Here is a 14,366-nt window from a genome sequence, read left to right as displayed (position 1 = left end):
GCTATGAAGCAAACGCAGGCAACCCGCCGTCTGGGCGAGCAGCTTCGCGAGAAGCTCGGTTATATCCTGCTCTTTGAGGTTTCCGATCCGCGTCTCGACCTGGTTACTTTGACTGCGGTCGAGGTCGCGGTGGACCGTTCGTTCGCGCGCGTGTACGTGTCGTGCGATGCGAGCCGCTACGACGAGGTCATGGAGGCGCTCGCAAGCGCTAAGGGCCGTATTCGCAGCCTGTTGGCTCGCTCGCTCGATTGGCGTGTTACGCCCGAGCTCGATTTTCGCATCGATCGCTCGACCGATGAGGCCGAGCGCATCACGCGTGCGCTGGAAAACGTTCCCGCCACGCTTGCGATCGAAAAGGACGAGGACGGCTATCCGATAGCGGATGCCGCCCAGGAGGCAGCTTTAGATGACTAATTCCGCCGACCTCGCCTCGTGCGAGTCTGCAGATATTCAGCGACGCATCCTCGAGCTCATCGAGGGTGCGTCCTCCATTGCGATTTCGGGACATACTTCTCCCGATGGCGATGCCTTGGGCTCCGTATTGGGTCTGGGCCTTTCGCTCATGAAGTTTTTCCCCAACAAGGACATTGCCCTGCTGCTGGCAGACGATGACCCAGTTCCGCGCATCTACCGCTTTATGGAGGGTGCCGATCGTCTGGTGCCGGCATCTACGTACACCGGCAATCCGGACCTGTTCATCTCGGTGGACGTACCGGTCGTCGAGCGTCTCAATAATTCCGCCGAGGTGCTTCGTCGCTCCAAGCATGTGGTGTGTTTCGACCACCATCCGGCGCGTGAGGAGTTTGCCGAGCTCAGCCTGAGGCGCGTTGAAGCTGCAGCCTGCGCCATGATCATTGACCGTTTCTTGGACAATTGTGGCATTGTCGCTCGTGATGGCGTTGCGACCTGCCTGCTGTGTGGCTTGGTTACCGATACCGGCCGTTTCCAGTACCAGAATGCCGATGCTGCTGCGTTCCATGCGGCCTCGCGTCTGGTTGCCCACGGTGCCGATCCGGCGCGCGTTGCGCTCGAGGTCTACCAGAGCATGCGCGTAGAGTTTTTGCATCTCAAGTCCATCGTTATGGGCCGCATCAAGACAGTGGCGCACGGGCGCGTCGCGTATAGCTATGCCTATCAGAGCGACCTTGAGGCTTGCGGTGTCACCTCGGATGAGTGCGACGGCCTGGTTGACGTGGTGCGCTCGGTGATGGGCGTGGAGGTCTGCCTGTTCCTGAAGGGTATCGAGGGCGATACCAAGGTGCGCGGCAACCTTCGCTCCAAGGGCGACCTCAACGTGTCCGAGATCGCTGCTGCCTTTGGCGGAGGCGGACATCCCGCTGCCGCCGGTTTCTCCAATAACGGAACGATTCTCGAGACGCTTACCGTGGCACTTCCCATGCTGGCCGAGCTGGTAGGGGAGGATCCCGCTTCGGTGACCGTCGAGCTTTAACTTTTTGGATGGTACATGGCTCGTCGTACGCCTTCTCAACTGAATATGCTGCTCGCCGTCGATAAGCCGGTGGGCTGCACGTCCCACGATGTGGTCTCGCAATGCCGACGCGCCCTCCATGAGCGGCGCGTCGGCCATGCCGGCACGCTCGACCCCATGGCATCCGGCGTCATGGTGGTGGGCGTGGGCCAGGCCACCCGTCTGCTGGGCATGCTAACCCTCGATACCAAAAGCTATGTCGCCGACATTTCGTTTGGTGCCGAGACCAATACCGATGATGCGGAGGGCGAGGCGGTCCGCACCGTGGCTGTTGCCAACGAGCTGCGCGATCCTGCCTATGCCCGTGAGTGCTTGGCCGCCATGCTGGGTCCGCAGATGCAGGTGCCGCCGGCGTTTTCGGCTATCTCGGTCAATGGCGTTCGCGCCTACAAGTCTGCTCGCGCGGGTAATGCGGTGGACCTACCTCCGCGCCCCGTCGAGGTCTATGCCGCTGACCTGATCGCCGTGGGTGGCGAAGGTGATACATGTGTGTGGACGGTGGCGTTCTCGGTGAGCAAGGGCACCTACATTCGTGCGCTCGCTCGCGACCTGGGCCGTGCCTGTGAGAGCGCCGCGCACATTTCCGCGCTGCGCCGCACGGCCTCCGGTGTTGTTTCCATTGGCGCCTGTCATACGGTGGAGGAGCTTTCTCCCGAGTCCGCCGCTGGCTTTGCCCTGGATCCCATCGCGGCCCTGGGCGCCACGCGTGTTGACTTGCCGGGCAATCTTGCCGACGACCTGCTCTGCGGCCGACGCATTCCCGTTGAGCGTGCGCTTGCCGATTTCGATGTCTCGAAGGCGCCGTTTGCGTTGGTACTCGATGGGGGACTCAAGGCGCTCGCCCGTATTGAGAGCGGCCGCTTTGTCATGGAGCATGTGTTTCCGCAGGCAATCGGCGGTGTTCGATGATGCTTTCCGCTCGCGAGCTCGCGCGAATCTTTTTCGCGGGCGAGTTGGACGAGGCTCGCATCGTTGCTGCCGATGCGTTTGATGAGTGCGAGCACTTGGGTGCCGCATCGATTGCCATCGGCGTGTTCGACGGCGTTCACCGTGGACACCAGGAGCTCATCGAAGCGCTTGTCCGTGATGCCCGCGCCCATGGCTGCAAGGCGGTCGTGGTCACCTTCGATCCGGACCCGGACGTCGTGGTGAGCCCTTCGCCCGCTCAAAAATTGATGACGACGGCCGACCGTCTGCATGCCCTGGCTCAAACCGGGATCGATGCGGTGGTGGCCGTTCCCTTTACGTCTGAGGTTGCGGCGCTTGACCATGTTGATTTTCTCTCGCTGGTGTCGCGTCTGGTCGACATTCGATCGATTCGCGTTGGCAGCGACTTTAGGCTGGGTCGTGGCGGTGCTTTTGGTGTTGCCGAGATGCGCGCCTGGGGTTCCGAGCACGGCGTTGACGTGTATGGTCACGACCTGCTTTGCGAGGGCGGTGAGGCCATTTGCGCCACCCGCATTCGTCATGAGCTGGGACAGGGCCATGTGGAGCTTGCTGCTGAGTTACTCGGCCGTCCGTATATGGTGCGTGGCGGTGTTATTCGCGGCCGTCACGAGGGTTCTGGCATGGGCTTTCCCACGGCAAACCTACAAGTTCCCGGTGGTATTCAGGTGCCTGCCGATGGCGTGTATGAGGGTCTGGTGCTGGTCGATGACACCGTGTGGCCCGCTGCCGTTAATGTCGGCCTGCCGCCAACGTATGCTGACGATGCGGCTTCGGCGCATCTCGAGGCTAACTTAATTGGTTATACGGGCGACCTGTACGGCGCTTCCGTTTCGCTGGCGTTTACGCGCTGGCTGCGTCCGTCGCGCGTGTTCGATTCGCTGGATGAGTTGATCGCGACCGTCGAGGGTAATATCGAAGATATTCGTCACAACTTGGGCGATCAGGGGGTGAGCATCCGTGATTAGCGATGAGGAAAAAGACCAGGTACGCGCTGCGTCTGACCTGGTTGCCATCGTGCAGGAAACGGTCGAGCTCAAGCCCCGCGGCCATGAGTTTTGGGGATGCTGCCCCTTCCATGGCGAAAAGACGCCGTCCTTCCACATTATCCCCGCCACGCAGGTGTGGCATTGCTTTGGCTGCGGCGAGGGTGGCGACGTTTTCACGTATATCATGAAGCGCGAGAACCTGAGCTTTCCCGAGTCAATCCGTTATTTGGCCGATCGCGCGGGTATTGAGCTGCATGACACCGGAGATCGCCGCGAGCGCGGCACCAAGCGTGCCCGCATCTACGATCTGTGCGCCGAGACCGCCCAGTTCTACCACACCATGCTCATGCGCGGTAAGGACGGCCGTCCGCGCGAGTACTTTGCCAGCCGCGGCATGGGTGGCGACGTCTGCCGTCGCTACTGCCTGGGCTTTGCACCGGGCCGTAACGCGCTGGTGTCGCACCTGTCCCAGGCGGGTTTTACCCCGCAGGAGATGATCGACGCCAACGTTGCCGTGAGCCGTGGACGCGGACAACTTGCCGACCGCTTCTACGACCGCGTGATGTTTCCCATCTTTGACGAGCAGGGTCACAACATTGCCTTTGGCGGTCGCATCATGGGTGACGGCCAGCCTAAGTATCTCAACACCGCCGAGACGAGCGTGTTCCATAAAAAGCGAAACCTCTATGGCTTTAACTGGGCCAAGGAGTTTATCGTCGCGCAGGATACCGCCATTGTGGTGGAGGGCTATACCGACTGCATCGCCTGCTGGGAGGCGGGGATTAAAAACGTTGTCGCCACGCTGGGCACCGCGCTCACGGAGCATCACGTCAAGACGCTCACTCGCTTTGCCAAGCGCATCGTATATATGTTCGATGGTGACGCCGCCGGCCAAAAGGCCGCTCGCCGCGCGATTCAGTTTATCGAGCAGGATTCGATGGACCTGCGCTGCGTGGTACTGCCCGACGGCAACGACCCCATGGAGTTCATCACCGCACATGGTGGCGAGGCATTGCAGGCGCGCCTCGATGCCTCCGAGCCCCTCATGGACTTTGTGTACCGTTCGCTGCAGGAGTCGAGCGACATCACCACGCCGGGCGGTCGTGCAAAGGCGCTCGAGGATGCGCTGACGCTTATCTATCCGCTGCGCAACAGCTATATGATCGACACGTACTTTATCCAGATTGCCGACCTGTTGGGTTTGGATCTGGAGACAGTGCGTGCGAGCTCGGGTCGCGTGTTTCGCGATGTCGCCAAGCGCGAGGATGCGGAACGACGTCGTGAGCAGAACTATGAGCGCCAGCGGGCGCAGGCCGAGCGCTCTGGTAGCGCGGGCAGTCGGGCATCGGGTTCCCGCGATGCCGGTCGCGGTGCTTGGGCATCGGGCGCTACGCCGCCGGTGTCCGCGCCGGTCGAAGAAGAGCCGTACGACTACGTCCCGCTCGATGCCTACGATGCCGCGCCCGTGGAGGTCGTCGACGACCTGCCGCCGATCGACGTGCCTGATGGTATGGGCTCTGTTCCTGTGCCTGATGGTTCGGACGCACCGGCTACGGCGGCGCCGATGGTCTTGACCGATCTAGAGCGCAAGTCCTTGGCAGGGGAGCGCGAACTGTTGACCATGCTCACGAGCTACCCCGACCTGTTCCGCACGTATGCCGACCGCATCTGCTCCATCGAGTGGGTTGACCCACGTCACGAGTCCATCGCATGGGCCGTTCTGGCAACGCCGCCGGGAACCGATCCTGCAGCCTGCATGGATGCGGCGCGCTCGGTGTGTCCCGAGGCGGCAACGCTTGTGAGTGCCGGGCGCATCTCGGCGACGAGCAAGCACCCCACCGAGACGAACATCGTGTTTATGCTCGATACGCTCGAGCTCTACACCATCAAGCGCCGCATGCGTGCCGCACAGGCCAAGCTGCGCCAGGATCGTTCGCTCGATGATGAGGCCCGTCGCGCGCTGACCGTGCAGGCCGCGCAGGATTCGCAGCGTCAACGCGAGTTGCAAAAGTCGATCGGCGGCGTGGCGGACCCGTTCCGTTTAATCGGTCTGGAGGCCGCAGGCACCGAACAGGCCTAGATGTTGTGGTCAACCAGCGTATTCTCGCCTATATCCAGTCCTCTTTTTGGGTATAGACGTCAATGTGTGTGCTAAAGTATTGAGTCCTGTGGACTATGAAGGGAGAATCTGTGCCAAAAAAGACTGAGAGCACGGGTACTGGGCTGGAATCCTACGTTGCAAAGCTCATGGGCAACGGCTCAAACAGGACTTCGGTAACCGAGGACGAGATTCAGGTCGCCCTGAAGGATATCGATGTTTCTGACGAGCAGCTCACCGCGGTGTATTCCGCGCTGCGCAACAGCGGCATCCAGATTATCTCCGCGAGCGGTAACGACGACGCCCCCATGGGCGTCGACGATGACGATAACGATACCGATACCGACGATTTCGATGACGACGACGAGCACGATTCCGGCTCGCTCGACGATCATGAGCTCAAGATGGCCCGTCAGGCCGACGCCGAGATGGGTTCTTCCAAGAGCAAGAAGAAGCGCACCGTGCGCACGTCCCGTTCGCGTTCGCGCGTGCGCGGCATCGATGCCTCCACGGTGATACTGACCGGCGACCCGGTCCGTATGTACCTCAAGGAGATTGGCAAGGTCGACCTGCTGACCGCCTCGGAAGAGGTCGATCTGGCCATGAAGATCGAGGCCGGTCTCGAGGCCACCGAGAAGCTCGAGGCTGCCGATGCTGGTGAGCTCGAACTCACGCGTGCCGAGATGCGTCGCCTTACGCGCATTGAGAACGTGGGCCTCGAAGCCAAGCAGGCGCTCATCAGCGCAAACCTGCGTCTGGTCGTCTCCATCGCCAAGCGCTATGTTGGTCGCGGCATGCTGTTCCTGGACCTGATCCAGGAGGGCAACCTCGGTCTGATTCGCGCCGTCGAGAAGTTTGACTACCAGAAGGGCTTTAAGTTCTCCACGTACGCCACGTGGTGGATCCGTCAGGCCATCACGCGCGCTATCGCCGACCAGGCCCGTACCATCCGTATTCCCGTGCACATGGTCGAGACCATCAACAAACTCGTCCGCGTGCAGCGCCAGCTTCTTCAGGACCTTGGTCGCGACCCGACCCCCGAGGAGATCGGTGCCGAGATGGACATGAGCGCCGACCGCGTCCGCGAGATCCAGAAGATCTCGCAGGAGCCCGTGTCGCTCGAGACCCCCATCGGCGAGGAAGAAGATTCCCAGCTGGGCGACTTCATCGAGGACTCCCAGGCCATCGTTCCGCCCGATGCCGCCAGCTTCTCCATGCTGCAGGAGCAGCTCACCCAGGTGCTCGATTCGCTTGCTGATCGTGAGCGCAAGGTTATCGAGCTGCGCTTTGGCCTTGTCGACGGTCATCCCCGCACGCTCGAGGAAGTCGGCCGCGAGTTTGGCGTCACGCGCGAGCGCATCCGCCAGATCGAGTCCAAGACCCTGGCCAAGCTTCGCCACCCGAGCCGCAGTAGTAAGCTGAAGGACTATATCGAAAGTTAGTCAAGCAAGAAGCGCCCTCAAGCACATCCGCTTGAGGGCGCTTTCATGTAGTTGTTGGGGACGTTCTAATGTAGTCGTTGGGGACGTTCTTGAATGACTAGTCGTTTAAGAACGTCCCCAATGATTAGGTCGGAAAATTTCTTAAAAAAGTTCTTGCCCTAAGCTGATTCGTCCGTATAATAAACTTCGTTGCTTGAGAGCACGCACCTATTCCTCGGTAGCTCAATGGTAGAGCACGCGGCTGTTAACCGCGCTGTTGTAGGTTCGAGTCCTACCCGGGGAGCCAGAATTTTCCAGCCCTTTCTGTTGGGCTTTAAATTCCTCGGTAGCTCAATGGTAGAGCACGCGGCTGTTAACCGCGCTGTTGTAGGTTCGAGTCCTACCCGGGGAGCCAGGTTGTAAAACCCGTCGCTTATGCGGCGGGTTTTTTCATGCCGCGATCGCCGTTCGCGAACGTTACCGTATCAACATTTCGTGTCGAGGATGTAATCCCGAGGCCCGCCACCTCAACATGGCGCGGTCGTTGTAGAATATTGCAATGATTGCTCCCACGACATGGTGCCGCGAGCACCAAGAAAAGGAGATTCTTGTGTCTGAGACCATTAACGGCAGCCTGAGCGTCTCGAACGACGTTATTGCCGATATTGCCGGTTATGCCGCGATGACGTGCTATGGCGTTGTCGGGATGGCTGAGCAGCTCCAGGGCGCCGAGAGCGTGCGCCTGCTTGCCGGTCAGCGCCTCCGCAAGGGCGTGCTTGTCTCCGCCGACGAGAACGGCCTTACGGTCGATCTTCACGTCGTGCTCGAGAACGGCGTCAACATGAAGTCCGTCTGCCACAATCTTTCGAGCTCCGTTGCCTTCACTCTGCAGGAGATCGCCCAGATCGATCCCGCCAGCCTTAAGATCGGCATCCATATCGACGCGCTCAAGAGCCGTCTGAACTAGCATCCGAAAACGGAGATTCAAATACCCATGATTGCAAAGACCATTCGCACCTGTTTTCCGATCGCTGCGGCTGCCGTTTCCGACAAGGCCGAGGAGATCAACAAGCTCAACGTCTTCCCCGTACCCGATGGCGATACCGGCACCAACATGTCGCTCACGCTCGCCTCGGTGACCAAGGAGCTCTCTGTCCTTCCCGCCGATGCCGATATGGAGGCCATCGCCGGTGCCATCACCCACGGCTCTCTCATGGGCGCTCGCGGTAACTCCGGCGTTATTACCTCGCAGATTCTTCGCGGCGTGGCCGAGGGCCTTGTCTCTGCCGACGAGCCTATTACGTCCGCCAACATTGCCTTCGCCTTCCGTCGTGCCGTCAAGGTTGCCTTCCAGGCTGTCCGCAAGCCCATCGAGGGCACGATCCTCACGGTCCTGCGCGATGTCTCGACCAAGGCCGACGAGTGCGAGAAGAAGAAGTTCTCGGCCGAGGATGCGCTCGATGCTATCGTCGTCGAGGCGTACCAGTCCGTCGCCCGCACGCCCGACCTGCTGCCCGTTCTGAAGGAGAACGGCGTGGTCGACTCCGGCGCCTTTGGATTTGCCATCTTCCTGGAGAACTTTGTTGCCGCCGCTCTTGGTCGCAGCACCGTGGTCGAGGATTTCTCCGCTACGTTTGATTCCGCCGGCTCTGCCCGCGATGCGGCCCTCGGTCGCGTTGAGATCGAGGCCAACGACGACTGGGAGGGCTCGGAGTTCCGTTACTGCAACGAGTTCCTGTTTAAGGCCGACGCCCCGTTTGACGAGGACGAGTGCCTTAAGTTCCTAGGCTCCATGGGCGACTGCGAGCTGCTCGTGGGTGCCTACCCCGACTACAAGATCCACGTGCACTCCAACACCCCCAACCTGGTACTCGAGCACATGCTGCAGCTCGGTCAGATTTACGAGGTCTTTATCCACAACATGGAGATGGAGGCCCACGACCGTACCGCTAAGATTCACGAGGACCAGGAAAAGGCCGCCGAGCCCGCCAAGGCGCTGGGCTTTGTCGCCGTTGCCGCCGGTTCTGGCGAGGCCGACATTCTCAAGTCCCTCGGCGTCGACGTGATCGTGTCGGGTGGCCAGACCATGAACCCCTCGACTGCAGACCTGCTGGGTGCGGTGGACCAGGTCAACGCGACCTCGGTCATCATCCTGCCCAATAACGGCAACATCCGCATGGCTGCCGAGGCCGCAGCTTCTGCCTGCACGGACAAGAAGGTCGCCGTCGTTCCCACCAAGACCGTTCCGCAGGCGTTCTCCGCGCTGTTCGCGGTCCTGCCCGATTCCGAGCTCGAGGACGCCGTCGCCGCCATGGTCGACGCCATCAGCGAGGTCCGCGATGGCGAGGTCACCCGCGCCGTGCGCGATTCCAGCGCCTCTGACGGCTCTCCGATTCACTCCGGTGACGTCATGGGTATCATCGCCGGCTCCATCGACGTGGTCGGCTCTGACGTGAAGCAGGTCACGCTCGACTGCATCAACCGCATGCAGGAGGAAGAGGAGGGCGACGCGCTGACGATTCTGGCCGGCGAGGAGCTGTCCGATGAGGCCTTCCAGGAGATCGTCGACGCTATCGAGGAGGCTCAGCCCGACTTGGAGATCGACGCCCATCGTGGCGAGCAGCCGCTCTATCCCGTGATCTTCTCGATCGAGTAGGCAACTGCCCATGTCCGAGCTGTGCTCCGTGCCGCGCGTCTCGGAGCGCTTTGCCCAGAGCAATGCGCTCGACGAGGATATCGCGCGACTCAAATATGTTTCGGGTAAACGCGAGGAGGCCCTTCGCCGTCTGGGAATTCGGACGGTGGGGGACCTCCTTCTCCATATCCCTCATCGATACCTCGACTTTACCCGTTCTTGGTCTATCGAGATGGCGCCCATCGGTACCGTGTGCACCATCATCGCCACGGTCGACCGTATCGTCCAAAAGCAGCCGCGTCCGCGCATGCAGGTGACCGTGGTCTCGCTTGTTGACGAGACGGGCGTGCTGCAGGTCGCCTTTTTCCGCCAGCCCTGGATTGCCCAGCAGCTTAAGCAGGGCGACCGCCTGGCCGTGATGGGCAAGGTCGAGTTTGCCTACTGCTTTAAGCAGATGGCCTCGCCGCACTTTGAAAAGCTCGAGGACGGGCGTGCCGCAGGCACCATCCTGCCGGTCCATTACGTGAGTGATGGCGTGAGCCAGGCGTGGATGCGCCGCATCGTAAGCGGCGCGCTCGAGGTCGTCGGCAATCCGTTCGATCCGATTCCCGCGCCGCTGCGCGCAAAGCGGAAGCTCATGAGCAATGCCCGCGCGTTGCGCTCAATCCATTTTCCATCGAGTATGGCAGAGCGCGACATCGCGCGTCGTCGCCTGGCCTACGAGGAGTGCCTCTACCTGCAGCTGGCGTTGCGTCTGCGCAACGACGGCGGCCTGGTCGATGTGGTCCCCTATGCCCACACCGCGGGCGAGCACCTGGCCGCGCTCAAGCAGGCCCTGCCGTTTTCGCTGAGCGACGAGCAGGAGGCCGCGTTCCAGGATATCCTGCGCGATATGTGCGATGGCGGGCGCGTGATGAACCGCCTGCTGCTGGGCGATGTCGGTACCGGTAAGACCGCCGTTGCCGCTTGCGCGCTGGCTGTGGCTGCCGATAGCGGTACGCAGGCCTGCGTTATGGCGCCCACGGGCGTGCTGGCGCGCCAATATGTCGATAAGACCGGCCCTCTGCTCTCGCAGGCCGGCATGTCCTGGGCGCTTCTGACGGGTGCCACGCCGGCCGCAGAGCGCGAGCGCATCCATGCACAGCTGGAATCGGGCGAGCTTGACGTGCTCTTTGGCACCCACGCGGTTCTTTCGGATGACGTTATGTTCAAGCATCTGTCGCTCGTGGTCATCGATGAACAGCACCGCTTTGGTGTGGGCCAGCGCAACGCCCTGCGCGCGAAGGGCCCCGGTGCCGATCTGCTCGTTATGACGGCAACGCCCATCCCGCGTACGCTGGCGCTTTCGGTCTACGGCGATCTGGACACGAGCATCATCCGCCATCGGCCCGTCCCTGGCGCTGGCGTGACGACAAGCGTACTCACCGAGTCGAGCCGTGACCTCGCCTATGGAGCCATCCGCGAGGCGCATGAAAAGGGTCAGCAGGCCTACGTGATTTGCCCGCTCGTGGAGCCGAGTGATTCGGCCGATGAGCTGGAAGACGTGCCCGGTATTGCCCGCGACGACGAGGGCCGCGTGACGGTCCCCGTGCCGCTGCACGATACGGCAACCGAGCTCGACCGACTGCGTCTTGCGTTGCCGGGGCTTACCGTCGAGCGCCTTCACGGCCGCATGCCGGCGGGGGAGAAGGACCAGGTTATCGATGCCTTCAAGCGTGGCGAGATTGACGTGCTCGTCTCGACTACGGTGGTCGAGGTGGGCGTCGACGTGCCTAACGCCACCGTCATGGTCATCGAGAACGGCGAGCGCTTTGGTTTGGCTGCCCTGCACCAGCTGCGCGGTCGCGTGGGCCGTGGCAGCGTGTCGGGCACGTGCCTGGTCATGACGCACTCCAAGGGCAACGGCGGAGCATCGGCGGCGCAAGACCGTCTCCAGTCGCTCGAAAAGACTTCGGACGGCTTTACGCTCGCCCAGATGGACCTGCGTCTGCGCCATGAAGGCGAGATCCTGGGTTATCGCCAGCATGGTGGCGTGACCCTGCGTTTTGTCGACCTGGATGCCGACGAAGAACTGATCGAGTGGGCCCATTTGGACGCGGTCGAGCTCTTGCGGTATGCTAGCACCCTTGACTCCGTGGCGACGCGCCCCTTGCGCGATGCGGTCGCCATGCGATATCGACACATTTTTAAGGAGGTCAGCGGAGGATGAGAATCATCGGCGGCGAATGGCGCGGTCGTAAGATCGAGGAGCCCCGTGGTCGCGATGTCACCCGCCCCACGACTGATCGCGTACGTGAGGCGTGCGCATCTATGGTCATGTCGGCATTCGACTTCGATCTGGACGAGGTTCGTGTGCTGGACGCCTTTGGCGGCTCCGGTGCCTTAGGGTTAGAGATGCTCTCTCGTGGGGCCCGCTCGCTCACGACGTTTGAGATTGATCGCAACGCCGCGCGGCTCATTACCAAGAATATCGAGTCGCTCTGCCGTGACCGCGCGCGTTGGCGCGTGGTCACGGGCGACATGCTGGCGAGTGCCTCGCGCGGTCGTGTGCCGGGCGGCCCCTTTGATCTGGTCCTGCTCGACCCGCCCTATGCTTTTGGTGCCGAGCCGGTCGAGGAAATGCTGCAGAACCTGGCTCAGCAGGGTCTGCTTGCACCTGGCGCTTATGCCCTGTTTGAGCATGCCGCCGCCGATGCGGGCGCGCATCCGGCAGGCTTTGAGACTGTACGTGAGAAGCGCTACGGCATTACCTCGGTCGACCTGCTTCGTTGGGTCGGCGATAGCAAGGACGGCGGCACTGATGCTAACGAAAATGACGAGGCAGTATCCCCGGAGGACGCCCATGAATGACACCATCAATCGCGTGATCGTCCCGGGCACCTTCGATCCCATCACGTTTGGCCATATCGATGTGATCCGCCGCGCCCGACGCATCTTTCCCAGCGTGATTGTCGCCGTGGCCGAATCGCAGGGTAAAAACGGTGTGGGCACCACGTTTATGCTCGATGAGCGCGTGGCGCTGGCCCGCGAGGCGCTCGGTAATATCGACGGCGTCGAAGTCCTGCCCTTTACCGGCCTCTTGGTCGACTTCGCTCGTGAGCAGGGGGCGGGGGCCGTGGTCAAGGGCCTGCGCGCCATGACCGACTTTGAGTATGAGCTGCAGCAGGCCGACCTCAATTATCGCCTGGATAGCGAGCTGGAGTCCATCTTTGTCATGAGTGCGCCGCAGTACGGTTATATCTCGAGCTCGGTCGTTCGCCAGATCGCCTCGCTCGGCAGCGATGTATCGACGTTTGTGCCGCCCAACGTGGTCGAAGCACTCAGACATCGCTTTTCGTGACGTTTTTTATTGCCTGGTGGCATGTGGTAAACTAGCACGATGATATGTTACCTATGAAAGGAGACCGGATGCCGGGCGAGAATTTTCCTGGCGATAGGATCGTCAGCTTGGTCGATGAGCTCGAAGGGCTGATCGAGGAAGCCAAGCCGCCTTTCGGCAAGAACGCTCAGTTCAAGGTCATCGACGCCGACGTGTTCTTCAACATCCTCGACGAGATCCGCATGAGCTATCCCGAGGAGTGGCAGAAGTCCCGCCGTATCCTTAAGGAGCGCGAGGAGCTTATGGCTTCCGCCGCCGCTCAGGCCGATTCCATCATCGCCGACGCTCAGCAGCAGGCCCTCACCATTGCCGGTGAGCAGGAGATCGTCCGACTTGCGCAGCAGCAGGCCGACGACATCCGCGATCGTGCCCAGCAGTACGAGCGCGAGACGCGTTATGCTGCCGAGGACTACGCAGAGCAGGTCTTTACGCACCTGGAGGAGAACCTCAAGAGCCTGACCGGCACCGTTACCCGTTGCCGTCAGCAGCTCAACGAGGGTGCCGCCCAACAGAATGGTCAGTGGTAATGGCTGAGTTCCCGAGCGTTACCGTCGATCTTTCCGAGCAGCTCGAGTTTCCTGGAGATTCGTATCCGCTGACCGGTAAGGTCGATGTCGCCACCTACACGGTGGGCGAGAAGGAGTACCAGCTTCAGGACGGCATCGACTACGACGTTGTCTTTACCAATGCCGGTACCGGTGTCTTGCTCACGGGTATGGTCCGCGCACACGCCACTGGCGAGTGCGACCGTTGCCTGGAGCCCGCTTCGTTTGATATTGCCGGTGAGATTGAGGAGTTCTACCTCTTTGAGGAGCCCGAGGATCCCGAGGCCTACGAGGACGGCTACGAGCTCCTGGGTGAGGACCGTATCGTCGATCTGGGTGAGCCTATCAATGACGCGGTCGTTATGGACACGCCGTTTGTGGTGCTCTGCAAGCCCGATTGCCGTGGTCTGTGCCCCACATGCGGTTGCAATCTCAACGTCGAGCAATGCGATTGCGCCGCCCAGGCAGAGGCAGAATGGGCCGCTGCCACGGAAAATCCATTTGCAGCATTGAAGAATCTCAAGCTTGATGAGTAAAACTGTGGTAGTATCGCTACTTGCGCGTAATCGCCACACTGGATAGTTCATAAGGAAGGTCACTATGCCCGTACCTAAACAAAAGCAGGGTCGTATCCGCACTCACACCCGTCGTTCCGCCAACATGAAGATCTCGGCTGCGGCTCAGTCAACGTGCCCCCGTTGCGGTGCTGTCAAGCTCCCGCACCACGTGTGCCCCAGCTGCGGTTTCTACAAGGACCGCGAGGTTATCGTTACCGAGTAACGGTATACTCTGGATGCGATGCCGTTCCAAATGGAACCACAATGGCCGGCTCAATGAGTCGGCCATTTTTGTATAAGGAGCATGT

At 61.2% G+C, this 14,366-nt stretch carries 14 protein-coding genes and 2 tRNA genes; all 16 read left to right on the top strand.

Annotation, left to right across the window (positions count from 1 at the left end):
• Positions 1-3: 3 nt before the first annotated feature.
• The 16 genes from rbfA (at position 4) to rpmF (ending at position 14,281) form a co-directional block, all read left to right on the top strand.
• Positions 4-414: a 30S ribosome-binding factor RbfA gene (gene rbfA, locus GDJ93_RS05855; protein ID WP_006234038.1), complete on the top strand. Its 411-nt coding sequence runs from the start codon at positions 4-6 to the stop codon at positions 412-414.
• Positions 407-1,450, top strand: a complete 1,044-nt coding sequence (locus GDJ93_RS05850) for a DHH family phosphoesterase (protein ID WP_152068088.1) — start codon at positions 407-409, stop codon at positions 1,448-1,450. Before rbfA ends, GDJ93_RS05850 begins: the two co-directional genes overlap by 8 nt.
• A 15-nt stretch (positions 1,451-1,465) precedes the next feature.
• Positions 1,466-2,398: a tRNA pseudouridine(55) synthase TruB gene (gene truB, locus GDJ93_RS05845; protein WP_152068087.1), complete on the top strand. Its 933-nt coding sequence runs from the start codon at positions 1,466-1,468 to the stop codon at positions 2,396-2,398.
• A complete protein-coding gene (gene ribF, locus GDJ93_RS05840) occupies positions 2,395-3,402 on the top strand; it encodes a riboflavin biosynthesis protein RibF (protein ID WP_226812494.1) in 1,008 nt (335 codons plus the stop codon). The genes truB and ribF overlap by 4 nt, the downstream gene beginning before the upstream one ends.
• Positions 3,395-5,503 (top strand): DNA primase, encoded by a 2,109-nt coding sequence (gene dnaG / locus GDJ93_RS05835; protein WP_152068086.1) that lies wholly within the window; start codon positions 3,395-3,397, stop codon positions 5,501-5,503. The genes ribF and dnaG overlap by 8 nt, the downstream gene beginning before the upstream one ends.
• A 110-nt stretch (positions 5,504-5,613) precedes the next feature.
• Positions 5,614-6,963: an RNA polymerase sigma factor RpoD gene (rpoD, locus tag GDJ93_RS05830; RefSeq protein WP_152068085.1), complete on the top strand. Its 1,350-nt coding sequence runs from the start codon at positions 5,614-5,616 to the stop codon at positions 6,961-6,963.
• A 211-nt stretch (positions 6,964-7,174) separates the two neighbouring features.
• Positions 7,175-7,249, top strand: a tRNA-Asn gene (locus GDJ93_RS05825).
• A gap of 33 nt (positions 7,250-7,282) precedes the next feature.
• Positions 7,283-7,357 (top strand) — tRNA-Asn (locus GDJ93_RS05820).
• Positions 7,358-7,552: 195 nt separating this feature from the next.
• On the top strand, positions 7,553-7,909 hold the full coding sequence (locus tag GDJ93_RS05815; RefSeq protein WP_022093773.1) for an Asp23/Gls24 family envelope stress response protein: 357 nt from the start codon (positions 7,553-7,555) through the stop codon (positions 7,907-7,909).
• A 27-nt stretch (positions 7,910-7,936) separates the two neighbouring features.
• Positions 7,937-9,598, top strand: a complete 1,662-nt coding sequence (locus tag GDJ93_RS05810; RefSeq protein WP_152068084.1) for a DAK2 domain-containing protein — start codon at positions 7,937-7,939, stop codon at positions 9,596-9,598.
• A gap of 10 nt (positions 9,599-9,608) precedes the next feature.
• The gene (locus GDJ93_RS05805) at positions 9,609-11,786 is read left to right on the top strand and encodes an ATP-dependent DNA helicase RecG (RefSeq protein WP_152068083.1); all 2,178 of its coding nucleotides are present in this window, start codon (positions 9,609-9,611) and stop codon (positions 11,784-11,786) included.
• Positions 11,783-12,427: a 16S rRNA (guanine(966)-N(2))-methyltransferase RsmD gene (gene rsmD, locus GDJ93_RS05800; protein ID WP_152068082.1), complete on the top strand. Its 645-nt coding sequence runs from the start codon at positions 11,783-11,785 to the stop codon at positions 12,425-12,427. The genes GDJ93_RS05805 and rsmD overlap by 4 nt, the downstream gene beginning before the upstream one ends.
• Entirely contained in the window at positions 12,420-12,917 is a 498-nt protein-coding gene (coaD, locus tag GDJ93_RS05795; RefSeq protein ID WP_152068081.1) for a pantetheine-phosphate adenylyltransferase, read from the top strand. The genes rsmD and coaD overlap by 8 nt, the downstream gene beginning before the upstream one ends.
• Before the next feature lie 68 nt (positions 12,918-12,985).
• The gene (locus GDJ93_RS05790; protein ID WP_040358176.1) at positions 12,986-13,483 is read left to right on the top strand and encodes an ATP synthase subunit B family protein; all 498 of its coding nucleotides are present in this window, start codon (positions 12,986-12,988) and stop codon (positions 13,481-13,483) included.
• Entirely contained in the window at positions 13,483-14,037 is a 555-nt protein-coding gene (locus tag GDJ93_RS05785; protein ID WP_055309521.1) for a YceD family protein, read from the top strand. Before GDJ93_RS05790 ends, GDJ93_RS05785 begins: the two co-directional genes overlap by 1 nt.
• Positions 14,038-14,101: 64 nt before the next feature.
• Positions 14,102-14,281, top strand: a complete 180-nt coding sequence (rpmF, locus tag GDJ93_RS05780; protein WP_022094017.1) for a 50S ribosomal protein L32 — start codon at positions 14,102-14,104, stop codon at positions 14,279-14,281.
• The last annotated feature ends 85 nt before the right edge of the window (positions 14,282-14,366 follow it).

Source organism: Collinsella aerofaciens, from assembly GCF_902501475.1.
GTDB classification, from domain to species: Bacteria; Actinomycetota; Coriobacteriia; order Coriobacteriales; family Coriobacteriaceae; genus Collinsella; species Collinsella aerofaciens_AL.
The sequence above is the reverse complement of the archived record's forward strand: the minus strand, read 5'-3'. Positions and strand labels throughout refer to the sequence as shown.

Bases quoted from the DNA above. Each gene is read 5' to 3' on its own strand.
- rbfA (WP_006234038.1), top strand. From the start codon at position 4: ATGAAGCAAACGCAGGCAACCCGCCGTCTGGGCGAGCAGCTTCGCGAG.
- GDJ93_RS05850 (WP_152068088.1), top strand. From the start codon at position 407: ATGACTAATTCCGCCGACCTCGCCTCGTGCGAGTCTGCAGATATTCAG.
- truB (WP_152068087.1), top strand. From the start codon at position 1,466: ATGGCTCGTCGTACGCCTTCTCAACTGAATATGCTGCTCGCCGTCGAT.
- ribF (WP_226812494.1), top strand. From the start codon at position 2,395: ATGATGCTTTCCGCTCGCGAGCTCGCGCGAATCTTTTTCGCGGGCGAG.
- GDJ93_RS05810 (WP_152068084.1), top strand. From the start codon at position 7,937: ATGATTGCAAAGACCATTCGCACCTGTTTTCCGATCGCTGCGGCTGCC.
- GDJ93_RS05805 (WP_152068083.1), top strand. From the start codon at position 9,609: ATGTCCGAGCTGTGCTCCGTGCCGCGCGTCTCGGAGCGCTTTGCCCAG.
- rsmD (WP_152068082.1), top strand. From the start codon at position 11,783: ATGAGAATCATCGGCGGCGAATGGCGCGGTCGTAAGATCGAGGAGCCC.
- coaD (WP_152068081.1), top strand. From the start codon at position 12,420: ATGAATGACACCATCAATCGCGTGATCGTCCCGGGCACCTTCGATCCC.
- GDJ93_RS05790 (WP_040358176.1), top strand. From the start codon at position 12,986: ATGCCGGGCGAGAATTTTCCTGGCGATAGGATCGTCAGCTTGGTCGAT.
- GDJ93_RS05785 (WP_055309521.1), top strand. From the start codon at position 13,483: ATGGCTGAGTTCCCGAGCGTTACCGTCGATCTTTCCGAGCAGCTCGAG.
- rpmF (WP_022094017.1), top strand. From the start codon at position 14,102: ATGCCCGTACCTAAACAAAAGCAGGGTCGTATCCGCACTCACACCCGT.